13 protein-coding genes and 1 pseudogene are annotated in these 14,833 nt (G+C 70.4%); 2 read left to right on the top strand and 12 right to left on the bottom strand.

The genetic code is table 11. The annotated features are described in order from the left end of the window. Positions 1–46: 46 nt before the first annotated feature. On the bottom strand, positions 47–820 hold the full coding sequence (locus tag ACWGKJ_RS01645) for a nucleotidyltransferase domain-containing protein (protein WP_385022331.1): 774 nt from the start codon (positions 818–820) through the stop codon (positions 47–49). Between the two features lie 926 nt (positions 821–1,746). Here ACWGKJ_RS01645 and ACWGKJ_RS01650 point away from each other — a divergent pair. Continuing rightward, positions 1,747–2,988, top strand: a complete 1,242-nt coding sequence (locus ACWGKJ_RS01650) for a DUF222 domain-containing protein (RefSeq protein ID WP_453315658.1) — start codon at positions 1,747–1,749, stop codon at positions 2,986–2,988. 33 nt (positions 2,989–3,021) lie between these two features. On the opposite strand, the gene ACWGKJ_RS01655 is transcribed toward ACWGKJ_RS01650, so the two are convergent. The 4 genes from ACWGKJ_RS01655 to tsaB are packed head-to-tail and all read right to left on the bottom strand — an operon-like array spanning position 3,022 to position 5,711. Continuing rightward, the gene (locus ACWGKJ_RS01655) at positions 3,022–3,318 is read right to left on the bottom strand and encodes a hypothetical protein (RefSeq protein WP_385022328.1); all 297 of its coding nucleotides are present in this window, start codon (positions 3,316–3,318) and stop codon (positions 3,022–3,024) included. Then, positions 3,315–4,505 (bottom strand): tRNA (adenosine(37)-N6)-threonylcarbamoyltransferase complex transferase subunit TsaD, encoded by a 1,191-nt coding sequence (tsaD, locus tag ACWGKJ_RS01660; protein ID WP_385022325.1) that lies wholly within the window; start codon positions 4,503–4,505, stop codon positions 3,315–3,317. The genes ACWGKJ_RS01655 and tsaD overlap by 4 nt, the downstream gene beginning before the upstream one ends. Further along, positions 4,498–4,977, bottom strand: a complete 480-nt coding sequence (gene rimI, locus ACWGKJ_RS01665) for a ribosomal protein S18-alanine N-acetyltransferase (protein WP_385022350.1) — start codon at positions 4,975–4,977, stop codon at positions 4,498–4,500. Before rimI ends, tsaD begins: the two co-directional genes overlap by 8 nt. Before the next feature lie 17 nt (positions 4,978–4,994). Further along, positions 4,995–5,711 carry a tRNA (adenosine(37)-N6)-threonylcarbamoyltransferase complex dimerization subunit type 1 TsaB gene (gene tsaB, locus ACWGKJ_RS01670; RefSeq protein WP_385022322.1) on the bottom strand — a complete coding sequence of 239 codons (717 nt, stop codon included), beginning with the start codon at positions 5,709–5,711 and terminating at the stop codon, positions 4,995–4,997. A 107-nt stretch (positions 5,712–5,818) separates the two neighbouring features. On the opposite strand from tsaB, the gene ACWGKJ_RS01675 reads away from it, so the two are divergent. Beyond that, positions 5,819–6,382: a hypothetical protein gene (locus ACWGKJ_RS01675; protein ID WP_385022319.1), complete on the top strand. Its 564-nt coding sequence runs from the start codon at positions 5,819–5,821 to the stop codon at positions 6,380–6,382. A 184-nt stretch (positions 6,383–6,566) separates the two neighbouring features. Here the strand turns inward: ACWGKJ_RS01675 and ACWGKJ_RS01680 are convergent, their stop codons facing one another. The 7 genes and pseudogenes from ACWGKJ_RS01680 to glmS all read right to left on the bottom strand — a co-directional run bounded on the left by ACWGKJ_RS01680 (position 6,567) and on the right by glmS (position 14,726). Beyond that, positions 6,567–6,731 (bottom strand): hypothetical protein, encoded by a 165-nt coding sequence (locus ACWGKJ_RS01680; protein WP_385022316.1) that lies wholly within the window; start codon positions 6,729–6,731, stop codon positions 6,567–6,569. A 333-nt stretch (positions 6,732–7,064) separates the two neighbouring features. Beyond that, positions 7,065–7,562 (bottom strand): annotated as a pseudogene (tsaE, locus tag ACWGKJ_RS01685) (tRNA (adenosine(37)-N6)-threonylcarbamoyltransferase complex ATPase subunit type 1 TsaE); the annotation flags it as partial. Continuing rightward, entirely contained in the window at positions 7,534–8,922 is a 1,389-nt protein-coding gene (locus ACWGKJ_RS01690; protein WP_385022313.1) for an alpha/beta fold hydrolase, read from the bottom strand. The gene ACWGKJ_RS01690 and the pseudogene tsaE, both read right to left, overlap by 29 nt. A gap of 222 nt (positions 8,923–9,144) precedes the next feature. Continuing rightward, positions 9,145–10,320 (bottom strand): alanine racemase, encoded by a 1,176-nt coding sequence (gene alr, locus ACWGKJ_RS01695; protein WP_385022310.1) that lies wholly within the window; start codon positions 10,318–10,320, stop codon positions 9,145–9,147. 347 nt (positions 10,321–10,667) lie between these two features. Continuing rightward, a complete protein-coding gene (locus tag ACWGKJ_RS01700) occupies positions 10,668–12,086 on the bottom strand; it encodes an NAD(P)H-hydrate dehydratase (protein WP_385022307.1) in 1,419 nt (472 codons plus the stop codon). A 243-nt stretch (positions 12,087–12,329) separates the two neighbouring features. Further along, a complete protein-coding gene (locus ACWGKJ_RS01705) occupies positions 12,330–12,698 on the bottom strand; it encodes a holo-ACP synthase (protein WP_385022304.1) in 369 nt (122 codons plus the stop codon). Between the two features lie 177 nt (positions 12,699–12,875). Next, entirely contained in the window at positions 12,876–14,726 is a 1,851-nt protein-coding gene (gene glmS, locus ACWGKJ_RS01710) for a glutamine--fructose-6-phosphate transaminase (isomerizing) (protein WP_385022300.1), read from the bottom strand. Between the last annotated feature and the right edge of the window lie 107 nt (positions 14,727–14,833).

Below are 14,833 nucleotides of genomic sequence, written 5' to 3' on the forward strand. Positions count from 1 at the left end.
TGAGAGCCGGTGTACGCCGTCCGGGTGCCGGTCGCGCTCCGGGTGGTCACTCCGGCAGCAGCTCGGCCGCGAGACGTTTGATTTGATCGGCGAGGGGGCGCTGAGCGGGCTCGTGGCAGGCGGCCGCGTCGGCGAGCCGAATGACGTCCGCCCGCCACCGGCCGCTCGCCGGCCCTCCGGCACCGACCCGGCTCAGACCGCGCTTCAGCAGTCCCGCTGCCACCTCCGGCTGCCCGCGGAGCACTGCCTTGACGACCGCCACTGCATTGGCGAGCGCACTGGTCGCAAGAGACCACTCGGGGTCTCCCAGCCCTGCTGATGCGCCGTCTCCCGATATCTGCGCCTGCACCTGCCCCCGAGGGCTACTTCCTCCCGCCGGGCCGGCCGGGCTGACCCGACTGACCGGCCCGGCCACGCCGACACGATTGACCGTTCCGGCCGTTCCAGCCAGCTCGGCCGGCTCGGCCGGCTCGGCCGGCTCAGAAGACAATGTCGTGATCTCCAGATCCAGCCGCCAGAACAGCGGCATATCCCGGAAGGCCAGGAACAACAGCCTTCGACCGCAGGACCGTCGCACATCGGGATCGCTCCGCAGCGAGACGACTGCTCGCACTGCCCCCAGGCAGCGCTCGACGGCAGCCACACAGGTATCGAACTGCGCACTGGGCACCATCCAGGCAATGTCAATGTCGCTGTACGGATCCGATGTCCCCCGGGCAAGCGACCCACGCAACGCTGCCACCGACCCGGCGCACTGCGCCATGAGCGCGCGCTGCAGTTCCTGAGCGAAGGCGGCACGACGGGCGGGGTCGAGGTCCATGGCGGGCGATGTGGGAGGCATGGCGCCACAGCGTAGAGGGAAGACGGCTCGGCTGAATCCATTCCACTCCGGACTGGGCGCAACTGGCCAGACCGAACAACACCTGCTCAGACCGGTGGGCCTTACGGTCACACCCGCGCGGCCTGACCGGACACCTGCGGACGATGAACCCCGCTGCCCCCTGCCCTTACACCCGAAAGATGCCCTACGGGCGAGCGTCCGACACCTCTCATCTATGGCTACGACAAGGTCGAGATGTTGAGTTCCATCCTCCGGATCTGCCATTCATACGAGTGAAAGCCCGCAGCGAGCTGGCATTACTACAGAGAGTGAGTAACGATAGGGAGACGACTTGCCAAAGGGGACGGCGAGAGTTGAGGCCAATCACGGGGGTGTGGGCCATGACCATCCAGACTGATCAGACGCGCCAAAAGGTAGGGACCAGCCGGGCCACTCGGCCCATCCGCGTAAGCCGAATCGAGACCGCCCGGCTGACGTATGGCTCCCGGACCGCTGTACTGGACAGAGCTGAGTCTGAATCACCTGCTTCATCCGGGACGTTCAGTTCATCCAGCGAACACGAGCCACTGAGCATGTCGACGGGCGGGGTAAACGAACCGGCCGAGCCAGTCACGCCGAAAGGGCCGGACGGGGCGGACGGGGCGGACGAAAACGTCCAGCTCCGACTGCCCGGCTCACCAGACCAGCCGGATCCACCCGCTCCTTCAACTCCACCAACTCGGTCGGCGCCGACAACACCGTCAACACCGGCAGCAGCATCACCCCCGGGACCAGGACCGGAAGCCCCGTCAGTTCCATCTGTCGCAGCCGGACCCCAGACACCGGATGACTGGGCCGCCCATCTAAGAGGAACAGCCCCGTCAGCCCAGACTGCTGCGCTGCTCGGATCCCTGGAGACAAAGAAACTGTCACCGCGCGGACGTATCGACGCCCTGGCCGTCCTTGAGCGCCACGCAGCATGGTTCGCTGCCCGCCAAGTCCATCTGCTGGCGGACATCGCCGCTCATGCCGAGGCAGCGCCCACCGGTGAGAGCGATGTCGACACCCAACTCCTGAACCACGGGGACTACGCCACCGAAGAAGTGGCGTGTGCACTGCGCATCAGCAACTCCACCGCCACCGAGCGGCTTCAGATCGCCAAGGAACTGGCCGGCCGGTACGCCGGGACGCTCGGCCTGCTCGAAGGCGGAGAGATCTGTTACATGCAGGCCAGGAATCTCGCCAACGCCTGCCGGGTTCTCGAACCACAGGCTGCCGCCCGAGTCGAGTCGGCCATGGCGACGAGGATGCCCACCCAGGCCACCGGCCAGAGTTCCCGAGCGCTGCGCCGTCAGGTGATCAAGGCGGACCCCGAGGGCTACCAACGCCGACTGGAACTGCGCACGAAAGAGCGGGAGATCGTCCGCTATCCGCAAGACGACGGCATGGTCACCTGGGGCGCCACCGTACCTGCGGAGCTCGGAGCCCGCTTCGACCAAGCAGTCGACGCCCACGCCACCACCCTCGTCGTGGACAACCGCACCCTGAGCCAGCGTCGAGTGGACGCCCTGGCTGATCTCATCCTCAACCGCCCGGTACTGCCGACCGGTTCGAACTTGCCCGCGAACCCCAAGGCCCCCCAAGGCCTCTCCGGGCACTATTCCGCTGCCCCTACCGCCCTGGTGCACGTCACCGTGCCCCTTGACGTACTGATCGGCGCGAGCGAAGACCCAGCGGAACTGAAGGGCTACGGCCCCATCACCGCCACACAGGCCCGCACCCTCGCTTTCGCCGAGGGGACGATCTGGCGCCGCTTGATCACTCACCCCAGAACAGGGCTACTCATCAAGACAGACCCCACCACCTACCGCCCCACCGCCGAAACTGAACGCCATGTCGTCGCCCGGGACCAGCAGTGCGCCTTCCCGTCCTGCCGCATGCCAGCACAGCGATGCGACCTTGACCACGTCAAGAAGTTCGATCACGACCGTCCCGAATCAGGCGGGCAGACAGTCCCGGAAAATCTCATCCCGGTCTGCCGTCGCCACCACCTCATGAAGCACCGGGGCAACTGGACTGTCACACGGGACTCAGTCACCGGAATCACCACCTGGGTCAGCCCGACCGGCCACGTCTACCTGAACACGCCGCGCAACTACGCGGAGTAGGAATGGCAGCAGGACAGCACAGCCACAGCGGTCCTACTCCACCCCTACCGATTCAAAACGCCAACGGTGGACCGCCCGTGTGATCAAACCGGCGTCGGGTTCGGGTAGTTCGGGCAGGTCCGCATCGTAAGGCGCGTCCCACCAGGTGAGGACCAGCACTCGGTCCTGAGGGGCACGCAGAAACTCGCGGCGCAGCGGGCCCTCTGTAGCGTCCATGTCGGCGCCGAGAGCCACCGCCTGTGCCTGTGCTGCCTGCTGCCGTACCCACTCCAGCAGTTCAGCACCCCGCCCATCGACCGCACGGGCCTCCCACATCAGCGCGACGGTCATGAGTAGAGGTTGTCCTTGCTGATTTCGTGGACGTGGTCATGGTCGTGTACGTGCCCGCCACCATGCCCGTGGCCGCCTGTTTGCCCATGCCCCGGGTCACCGTCCATCTGGGCATGCCCGGTTCCCGCCGCCTGATCCGATGCCACCGCCGGCACATGCGGGTCCGTCACCGGCAGCGACGAGTCCGCAGACAGGGCCCAGTCCGACGCCCCCCTGTTCCGCGCCACCATTTCGGCACCGAGCGCCGCAACCATGGCCCCGTTGTCCGTACACAGCCCGGGGCGCGGCACCCGCAGCCTGATGCCGGCCCGCTCGCAGCGCTCCTGGGCGAGCGCCCGCAGCCTGGAATTGGCGGCGACACCACCACCGATCATCAGGTGGTCGACACCCTCGTCCTTACAGGCACGTACAGCCTTACGCGTGAGGACATCGACGACCGCCTCCTGGAACGACGCCGCCACGTCTCTTATGGGAAGCTCCTCGCCTGCCGCCCGCTTCGCCTCGACCCAGCGCGCCACCGATGTCTTGAGCCCGGAAAACGAGAAGTCGTACGCCGCGTCCCGTGCCCCCGTCAGCCCGCGGGGGAACGCGATCGCCTTCGGGTCTCCCTCCCGGGCCAGCCGGTCGATGACCGGGCCGCCCGGAAAGCCGAGGTTCAACACGCGCGCGATCTTGTCGAAGGCCTCGCCGGCCGCGTCATCGATCGTCGCGCCCAGGGGCCGGACATCCGCAGTGATGTCGGGCGCCAGCAGCAGCGACGAGTGTCCGCCGGACACCAGCAAGGCCATGGTCGGCTCGGGCAATGGCCCGTGCTCCAGCTGGTCCACACAGATGTGGGATGCCAGATGGTTGACGCCGTACAACGGTTTACCCAACGCGTAGGCGTACGCCTTCGCCGCCGATACACCGACCAGCAACGCCCCCGCGAGACCGGGTCCCGCCGTCACTGCGATGCCGTCGAGATCCCTCGCGGCGACCCCGGCGTCCTTGAGGGCGCGTTCGATGGTCGGAACCATCGCCTCCAGGTGCGCCCGCGAAGCGATCTCCGGGACCACGCCGCCAAAACGGGCATGCGTGTCGACGCTCGAAGCGACGGCGTCCGCCAGCAGCGTCGTACCGCGGACGATACCGACCCCCGTCTCGTCGCAGGAGGTCTCGATACCGAGTACGACAGGTTCGTCAGCCATGGATCTCTGTTCCTTGTGCGAGGCCCATTTCCGGGCGCAGTTCGAGGCGCATGACGAGCGCGTCCACATTGCCCGGCTGGTAATAGCCCCGGCGGAAGCCGATGGGCTCGAAGCCGAAGCGTTCGTAGAGTTTCTGGGCACGGATGTTGTCGACCCGTACTTCGAGGAGGATCTCGGCGCACTCGAAGGCGGTGGCGTGTCTGAGGAGATCGCTGAGCAGCTCGGCGCCGAGGCCGGTGCCCCACTGATCCCGCGCCGATGCGATCGTCTGTACGTCGCCCATGCCGCCGACGGCCGCGAGCCCCGCGTAACCGACGATCCGTTCGTCCGTTTCCGCGACAACGTAGCGCCGGGTCGCGGCCGGCCCGCGCGCGTGGGCCAGCTCGGACCAGAACATGCCGTCGGACCAGGCGTCGTCGGGGAACAGCTCGTGTTCCAGTTCCAGCACGGGCGCGATGTCCCACCAGCGCATCTCGCGCAGTACGGCTGTCACTGCGGGGTGACCACCTTGTAGTTCTTGGGCACCTGGGCGTCAGGGCGCCTCAGATAGAGCGGCGTGACCGGAAGGAACCCTTCAGCAGTCACCGTGTCGCGTCCATCCGTCTCTGCCGCGTCGGCACCGCCCTTGTCGGCGTCGCTGCCCCGCGTCAGTTTCTCGGCTGCCAGAGCCGCGAGGGCCCCCGCCGATACGTGCTCGGGAGCTCGCGCGTCGGGGAAGACGTCGGGGTAGAGCAGCGCGCCGGCCCCCACCGCGGGCACCCCCGCGACCTGCTCCGCGATGTCCGCAGGCCGGTCCACGGCGGGCTCGCCCAGCCGTGTGCGGAATCCGTCGTACCGCGCCCAGTAGACCTCTTTGCGCCGTGCGTCCGTCGCGACAACGAAGGGGCCTTCGAGCCCGGACGCGTAGGCAAGACCGTCCAGCGTGCACAGCCCGTACACGGGCACGCCGAGCGCGGAACCGAATGTGGCGGCCGTCACCAGCCCGACCCGCAGCCCGGTGTAAGGTCCCGGCCCGACGCCGACGACGATGCCCGTGACGGCGTCCAGCTTCAGTCCGGCTTCGGCGAGGACATGGTCGACGGCGGGCAGCAGTAGTTCCCCATGGCGGCGGGCGTCGGTCCGGCTGGACTCGGCGACCACGGATGTCCCGTCGTGGAGGGCTGCGGTGACGGCGGGCGTGGCGGTATCAACGGCGAGCAGAAGCACACGAACAGCCTACGGCTCCCGGGACGGAGGCACGGCGCCCCGTCCGGTCAGCCCACTGCTGCTAACGTCACCGAGAATTCATACGTACGAGAAATGGGGAGCGTCAGGTGTCAAGGAGCAGCTCGGGAATCGTGGCCGGGCTCACCGGGGCAGCTCTTGCCGTGGTCGGCTTCCTCGCCTACCAGGCGTCGGCGAATGCCCCGGCCAGCCTTGCCGCCCCCAAGCCCTCGTCCTCCGCGACCTCCCCGGCCAGCCCGTCGAGCACTCCCAAGCCGGGAAACCAGAACAGCCACGCGGTGCCGCCGCGCTCGGGTGCGGGCTCCCGCGTCGTGTACTCGCTGGCGGCGAAACGGGTGTGGCTGGTGAGCGACACCGGTGCCGGCGTACGGACCTTCGAGGTCATGCCGAGTGCCGTCAGCCCGCGACCAGGGGCCTACCAGGTGACTTCGCGCACAGGCAGCACGGTGGGCTCCGACGGGGTTCCGATCGAACACGTGGTGCGGTTCGCCAGCGTCAACGGGGTGACGGTCGGCTTCAGCGCGGCCACGGACAACTCGATGGCCAGCCCCGACCCCGAGCAGAAGACCGGCGGAATCCGGATGAAGCGCGCGGACGGCAACGCGATGTGGCCGCTCGCGACGTACGGTACGAAGATCGTCGTGGTGCCGTAAGCGATCGTCGTGGCGCCATGACCTTCTGCAACTCCGGGCCGCGCACTGCCCCCACTCACCCCAGCCCCACTCGCCCCAGCCGCGCTCGCCCGGCTCTGCTCGCCCGGACCCGTTTCACGCGAACCGCGTGATCCCTGCATCCGCCCACGGCCGACCGACGCAGCCGAGCATTAACCCATACGGATTACGCGGCGTCACGCTCTTCTTCAGGCTCCCCGGTGACGGGGGCAGGCTCCGGCTCGGGGGCCCGCGGTGGTGTGGACACGGCGTTCGCCGCCTCGCAGGAGGCGAGCAGATCGCGCATAGACATGGGGGACGGCGACTTCGCTTCGGTCTCCGATGCGGACATGGCGGCCTCCTCGATCAGGCATGGTTAGGTAGACCTAACCAAGTCTTGGTATCCATGTGACCACGGCCGGTGGGATCTGTGCAACACCTTGCCGACGGCTTGTCGGAAAGTACGGGGTGAATTTCCGGATACGCAGACGCGTACGCCTGCACCCCCTCCTCGGCCCGACGAGCGCCCGGGTTCCCTCGCTCAGCCCTCCCCCAGCGCCCGAAGCGCTTCAAGCCCCGCCCGCCGGGTCTCCGCCCGCCGGGTTTCCTCCGGCTGGGAGGCTGCCCGTCGGATCGCCTCACGCTGGGACCCCTCCCGCTGGGACTCCTCACGCTGGGTTTCCTCCGCCCAGCGGGCTCCGTACCCGCTGACCGTCACCACGCGCCGCTCGTCGTCCGTGTCGCCCACGCCCCGCTCGATGACCACGCGGAGGCGGTCGTCCGACAGGTCCTCGACCTTCCCGTCCCCCCACTCGACCACGATCACCGATTCGGGCAGCGAGACATCCAGGTCGAGGTCCTCCATCTCGTCCAGCCCACCGCCCAGGCGGTACGCGTCCACATGCACCAGCGCGGGGCCGGCCCCCAGCGGCGGATGGACCCGGGCGATGACGAAGGTCGGTGAGGTGACCGCGCCCCGCACGCCGAGCCCCTCGCCCAGGCCGCGGGTGAGAGTGGTCTTGCCCGCGCCGAGTTCGCCGGAGAGCATCACCAGATCGCCGGGGCGCAGCAGTACGGCGAGGCGACGGCCCAACTCCTGCATACGGTCGGGGGAGTCGATGGTCAGACGGATGTCGAATGCGGCGGCGGCCGTGTCAGCTGCCGGGCTGTGCGGGGCTTCCATACAGGCCAACGTTAGCGTCTGCCGGTACCGCGCCCGCCCTCGCCAGCAACTCCACCAGCCGGCCGGTCACGATCTCCGGATGCTCCAGCATGACCAGGTGCCCGGCGTCGGGGACGATGACCAGCTCGGCCGCGGGCAGCAGATCGGCGATAATCTGGCTGTGCGCACTCGGTGTCACCAGGTCGTTCTCGCCGGCCAGGACGAGTGCGGGCACCTCGGCGAAGTCCGCGGCCAGCGCGTCCGCCTTGTCGTGGTCGGTGAAGGCCGGATAGAACTCCGCGACCACATCGATCGGAGTGCCCTCGATCAGCCGTTCCGCGAACCGGGCCACGCCGGGATCGACATCCTTCGAACCGAACGAGTACCGCTTGACCAGCCCGGCGAACAGGTCCGCAGTGGCCCGCCGCCCCCGCTCCACCAGCTCCGTCTGGGTACCGAGCGCCTTCAGTACGCCGGGGAGCACGCGCCGCACGGCGTTCACACCCGCCACCGGCAGTCCGAAACTGACCTCCCCGAGTTTCCCGCAGGAGGTGCCGACGAAGGCGGCGCCGACCACCCGGTCCCTGATCAGGTCGGGGAACTGGTCGCCGAGCGCCATCATCGTCATCCCGCCCATCGAGTGCCCCACCAGCACCAGAGGCCCCTCCGGCGCCGCCGCGTCGATCACCGCCTTCAGGTCCCGGCCGAGCTGGTCAATGGTGAGCGGTACGCCTTCGGCCTGCGCCCGGCCACGCTCCGAGCGGCCGTGGCTGCGCTGGTCCCAGTGGACGGTACGGACCACACCGCGCAGCGCCGCGCGCTGGAAGTGCCATGAGTCCTGGTTGAGGCAGTAGCCGTGCGAGAAGACGACAGTGGCGGGCTGAGCCGCTCCGCGCCCGGCCGGACGCCGCTCAGCCGCCCCGGCCGGCCGGCCTTTTGCAGATGTCCCGGACGCCCGACCGCCGCCGGCCGCTCCGGCTGCGGTCGCTCCCGAGGCCCCGGCCGCACCGGTCCCGCCCGGCTTCGTGCCGGGTGCTTCGTCGCCGCCCTGCCCCGTGGCGTCCCCGGGCGGCCCCAGCTCGAAGGCGTCGCGCGCATCGGCCTCGTCCGCCGTGTCGACCTCGTAGTAGATCTCCGTGCCGTCGTCGGCGATCGCCCGGCCCGGCGTGCCGCGCAGTGAGCCGTACGGGCCCGAAGCGTCGAGCGCGAGCCGTGCCTTCTTGCGCATACCGCGGCCGACCGTCAGCCGCTCGACCGCCACACCCGCTGCCGCACCGGCCGCGAGTACCCCGATCGCGGCGCCGGCGATGCCCCCGGCCCTTCGCCAGCCGACGCCCGCCGCTGCGGCCTGGACCACATTCGCGCTGGTGTTCTCGCTCACGATGCCGCTCTCCTCCTGGTCGTCCGGCTCATGATCGTCCGGCTTGTGCGTAGTCCGGCTTGTGCGTAGTCCGGCTTGTGCGTAGTCCGGCTTGTGCATCGCCCGGCTTGCACGTAGCCCGGCTTGTGCCCCGGCCACTGAACTTCCGCGGCCCGGACGCTCACGGCAGAAACACTCGCCACCCAGCCCACACCGACCCGCTGTCCGCCGACCCGCCCCTGGTCACCCGGCCGGCTGCTCACCGTCCGGTTCCTCGTTCACGTACACACGGTCCACACGTGGCCCGATACGGGTGACGATCTCGTACGCGATCGTGTCCGCGGCCTCCGCCCAGTCCTCGGCGGTCGGCTCACCCCGGTCGCCCGGCCCGAAGAGCACCGCCTCGGCGCCCGCCGGCGGTTCATCACCGTCCAGGTCCACGACGAACTGGTCCATGGCGATCCGGCCCGCGACCCGCCGTACTCTGCCGCCGACCAGCACCGGGCCCCTGCCCGAAGCGTGGCGCGGGACACCGTCCGCGTAGCCGAGGGGGACCAGGCCGAGGGTGGTCTCGGACGGGGTGATGTAGTGGTGGCCGTAGCTGACACCGTGCCCGGCCGGTACATGTTTGACCATGGCCAGGCGTGCGCTGAGCGTCATGACGGGGCGCAGTCCGAAGTCCGCGGCGCTGCCGAGCTGCGGGACGGGCGAGATCCCGTAGAGCGCGACGCCCGGACGGATCAGGTCGTACTGCGTCCCGGGCAGCGTCAGTACGGCCGGTGAGTTGGCGATGTGCCGGACCTCGGGGCTGAGTCCCGCCTTCTCGGCGTACGCGATGGCTTCGTCGAAGCGGTCCTTCTGCGCGGCGATGGACGGGTGGCCCGGCTCATCGGCGCACGCGAAGTGCGACCAGACCCCGGTGACCACGGCCAGCCCCTCGGCCTCAGCTGCGACAGCCTCGCCGACGAGTTCGGGCCAGTCGGCGGGCTGGCACCCGCCACGGCCGAGACCGGTGTCGGCCTTGAGCTGGATACGTGCCGTGCGGCCGCTTGCCCGCGCCGCGGCCCGCACCTCGTCGAGCGCCCCCATGCCGCCCACGGACACGTCGATATCGGCCTCGATCGCCTCCCGCCACGGCCCGCCGGGCGTCCAGAGCCAGCAGAGCAGCCGGGCACGGATTCCGGCAGCGCGCAGGGCTAGGGCCTCCTGCGGGGTCGCGGTGCCGAGCCAGTCGGCTCCGGCCGCGAGTGCGGCTCTGGCGCAGGGCAGCATGCCGTGGCCGTACGCGTCCGCCTTGACCACAGCCATGAGCCGGGCACGGGGCGCTCGGGCCCGGAGTGCGCGCACGTTGGCGCGCAGCGCACCAAGATCGATCTCGGCGCGTGCCCGCATGGGCTCCCCGGTCGTCGCCGCGCTCATCTCAGCGCTCCGGCCGGCTCGGTGCCCCAGTCACTACGCGTCCCGGTCATCTACGTGCCTCAGCCATCTGTCCGTCCCCGTCATCGCGCCCCAGTCTCTCAGAGCGCGGGCCCCCACCCGGCGACGGCGGACCGCCCCGGCACGGACCGGCCCACCCAGGACACGGGACGAATCACCCGGCACACGGGGGCGGGCAGCCTTCCGGACGCAGCGAATCGAGGGGAAAGCGAAACCGAACGGAACGGACGGCGCTGGACGGACAGCACGGTAATGACAAGGCGGGGACGGGGGAGAGACAGGCGCCCTCACCCCTCACCCCTCACCCCTCACCCCTCACCCCTCACCCCTCACCCGCAGACGTCCCGCCAGGCCCCCGCGATCCCGTCGGCCACGTCCTGGGCGACCACGGCGGCCCCGCCGGAAGAGCGGCGTGCCGCCAGGCCGTGCAGATAGGCCGCGACGGAGCCCGCGTCCCGGGCGTCCAGTCCGGCCGCGAGCAGCGATCCCGCCAGGCCCGACAGCACATCACCGCTGCCCGCCGTGGCCAGCCAGGGCGTGCCGGTCGGGTTCACCCGGACCGGTGTGTCGCCGGAGGGGGCCGCGACGAGGGTGGTCGAACCCTTGAGCAGGACGGTCGCCCCGTAGCGCGAAGCCAGTGCCCGTGCCGACGTGAGCCGCGCCCCCTCGACCTCCTCGCGTGACACGTCGAGCAGGGCGGCCGCCTCGCCCGCGTGCGGAGTGATCAGCGTGGGCGCCGACCGGGCCCGTACGGCCGGGGCGTCCAGATGCCGCAGCCCGTCCGCGTCCACCAGTACCGGTACGTCCGATGCCAGCAGGTCACCGACCACCGACGTGTCGTCCCCGAGGCCGGGTCCCACGACCCACGCCTGGACACGTCCCGCCTTCGACGGCGGCCCCGCGTGCACCAGCGTCTCCGGGAACCGGTCGATCACCGCGTCGGCCGCGGGCCCGACATACCGCACCGCCCCCGCGCCGCCCCGCAGCGCACCCGCCACGGCCAGCACGGCCGCTCCCGGATAGCGCGCCGACCCGGCGACGATGCCGACGACGCCCCGCCGGTACTTGTCGCTTTCCGTCGACGGCACCGGCAGCAGCTCCGCCACATCCGCGTACTGCAGGGACTCCAGGTCCGGTACGACGGGCAGGTCGAGCCCGATGTCCACGAGGCGCAGGGCCCCGGCGTACTCGGCGGCCGGATCGATGAGCAGCGCGGGCTTGTACGCGCCGAACGTCACGGTCGCATCCGCCCGTACAGCCTCGCCGACGACCTCACCCGTGTCGGCGGACACCCCGCTGGGCAGGTCCACGGAGACCACCGGCACCGCGTCGGACACCGCCCAGAGCGCGGCCACCGCGTCGGGCCGCAGCCCGCCCCGGCCGCCGATACCGGTGATCCCGTCGATCACCAGGTCGGCCCGGCCGACCACCGAGACGTCGTCGACCCGTCCGCCGGCCGCGAGCAGTGCCCGCAGGCCGCCCTGGTGGGCGCGGTCGGGGGCCAGCAGCACCGCCGCCACCCCGGCGCCGCGCCGGGCCAGCCGTGCGCCCGCGTACAGGGCGTCCCCGCCGTTGTCCCCGCTCCCGACGAGCAGGACGATCCGGGCGCCGTACACCTTCCCCAGCAGATCCGCGCAGGCGGCGGCGAGCCCGGCTGCGGCCCGCTGCATGAGGGCCCCTTCGGGCAGCCTCGCCATCAGTTCGCGCTCGGCGGTCCGTACGGTTTCCACGCTGTAGGCAGTACGCATGTCTCAACCCTCCACTGTCGCCCCGCCGCTCTCAACCGCCCGCGGCCCACGCCACGCCGACCTCACCCGGCCGCACGCCCTCCCGCCCGCACCCGCACCCGCACAGAGGCCCCGTACGCAGGGCCGCCTGCATCCGGCCCCACACGCACGACAACTTCCCCCTGACGATCACCCCATGCGGCTCGCCCCATGCAGCTCGCCCCACCCCTGCGAACCCCTCACCCCACGCGGCCCCCTCACCCCTCACCCCTCCGCGATCACGACCGCCGAGGCCACCCCCGCGTCATGGCTGACCGAGACATGCCATGACTGCACGCCCAGTTCGGCGGCGCGCGCCGCTACCGTGCCGGTCACCCGCAGCCGGGGGCGGCCCCCCTCCTCCACGAACACCTCGGCATCCGTCCAGCGCAGCCCCCCGGGTGCGCCGAGCGCCTTGGCCAGCGCCTCCTTGGCAGCGAACCGGGCGGCCAGCGAGGCGATTCCCCGCCGCTCCCCACCGGGGAGCCGCAACTCCTCGGGCAGGAAGAGCCGTTGGGCCATCTCCGGGGTCCGTTCCAGCGCTGCGGCGAACCGTTCGATCTCCGCGACATCGATCCCGACCCCGACGATCACCGGACCACCACCGGCCGGGCCACCACCAGTCGCGCCAATCGCTCCACGGCCGACCACCCCCTCACCAGCCACCCCATTACCAACCGCCCCATCACCAGCCACCTCTCACCCGATCCACCCGACTCACCCGATCCACCCGACTCACCCGACTCACCCAGCCCACCCAGCTCACCCGACTCACTCGACCGTCACCGACTTCGCGAGGTTGCGCGGCTGGTCGACCTCGTTGCCCCGCGCGGTCGCCAGTTCGCAGGCGAAGACCTGCAGCGGAACGGCGGCGACCAGGGGCTGCAGCAGGGTGGGCGTGGCCGGGATCCGGATCAGGTGGTCGGCGTACGGCACGACGGCCTCGTCCCCCTCCTCGGCGATGACGATGGTCCGCGCACCGCGTGCCCGGATCTCCTGGATGTTCGAGACCATCTTCCCGTGCAGGACCGACCGCCCCTGCGGCGATGGCACCACGACGACCACCGGCAGGTCCTCCTCGACCAGAGCGATGGGACCGTGCTTGAGCTCGCCCGCCGCGAACCCCTCCGCATGCATATAGGCGAGTTCCTTGAGCTTCAGCGCGCCCTCCAGCGCGACCGGATACCCCACATGCCGGCCGAGGAACAGCACGGTGTCCTTGTCCGCGAGCGACCGCGCCAACTCCCTTACCGGCTCCATGGTTTCCAGCACCCGCTCGACCTGGCGGGAGACGGCGGACAGCTCACGGATGACGGCCCGGATCTCGTCCGCCCACTTCGTACCGCGCACCTGGCCCAGATAGAGCGCGACGAGATAACAGGCCACCAGCTGCGTCAGAAAGGCCTTGGTCGAAGCGACGGCCACCTCCGGCCCGGCGTGCGTATAGAGCACCGCGTCCGATTCCCGCGGGATGGTCGACCCGTTGGTGTTGCAGATGGCCAGCGCCTTGGCGCCCTGCTCGCGGGCGTGGCGCAACGCCATCAGGGTGTCCATGGTCTCGCCGGACTGCGAGATGGCGATCACCAGTGTCTGCTGGTCGAGGATCGGGTCCCGGTAGCGGAACTCGCTGGCGAGCTCGGTCTCGCAGGGGATCCGGGTCCAGTGCTCGATGGCGTACTTGGCGATCATCCCCGCGTGGAACGCGGTCCCGCAGGCGACAATGACCACCTTGTTGACCTCGCGCAGGACCGCGGCGGGAATCCGTACCTCGTCGAGCGTCAGCAGCCCGCCGGTATCGATACGCCCCAGCAGGGTGTCGGCGACAGCCTTCGGCTGCTCGGCGATCTCCTTGAGCATGAAAGAGCCATAACCCCCCTTTTCCGCTGCCGAGACGTCCCAGTCGACGGGGTACGGACGGACGACGTCGGCCGGTGCCCCGTCGAAGTCGGTGACGAGCACTCCGTCCCGGCGGAGCTCCACCACCTGGTCCTGGCCCAGCTCGATCGCGGACCGCGTATGGGCGATGAACGCGGCCACGTCCGAAGCGAGGAAGGACTCACCCTCTCCAACGCCCACCACCAGCGGTGAGTTCCGCCGCGCCCCGACCACCAGATCCGGTTCGTCCGCGTGGACCGCGACCAGGGTGAACGCCCCGACCAGCCGGCGGCACACCTGCCGCATCGCCTCCGCCAGGTCCCCGCACGAGGAGTACGCCTCGGCCAGCAGATGCGCCGTGACCTCCGTGTCCGTCCCGGACGCCAAGTCATGTCCGCGTCCGGTCAGTTCGGTGCGCAGTGCGGCGAAGTTCTCGATGATGCCGTTGTGGACGACGGCCACCCGGCCGGCGTTGTCCAGATGCGGGTGCGCGTTCACGTCGTCGGGCGCCCCGTGGGTGGCCCAGCGGGTGTGCCCGATTCCCGTCCCTCCGGTGGGCAGGGGCCGCTCGGCCAGCTCCTTCTCCAGATGGGCGAGCTTCCCCGCCTTCTTCGCGGCCGCCAGCCCGCCGTCGGCGAGCACCGCGGCGCCGGCCGAGTCGTAGCCCCGGTACTCCAGCCGCTTGAGACCCGCGACGACCACATCAAGCGCCGACTGCCCGCCGACGTACCCCACGATTCCGCACATCCCGGCAGCCTACGGCGGAGCCGCCCGCAGAGCCCGCAGCGGCCGGCCCTCCCGCACCCAGGAGCCCCCGAGTGACACACCCCACCCGCCGGTGGTGTCACACAGCC

This window comes from Streptomyces sp. NPDC054757, assembly GCF_053612185.1.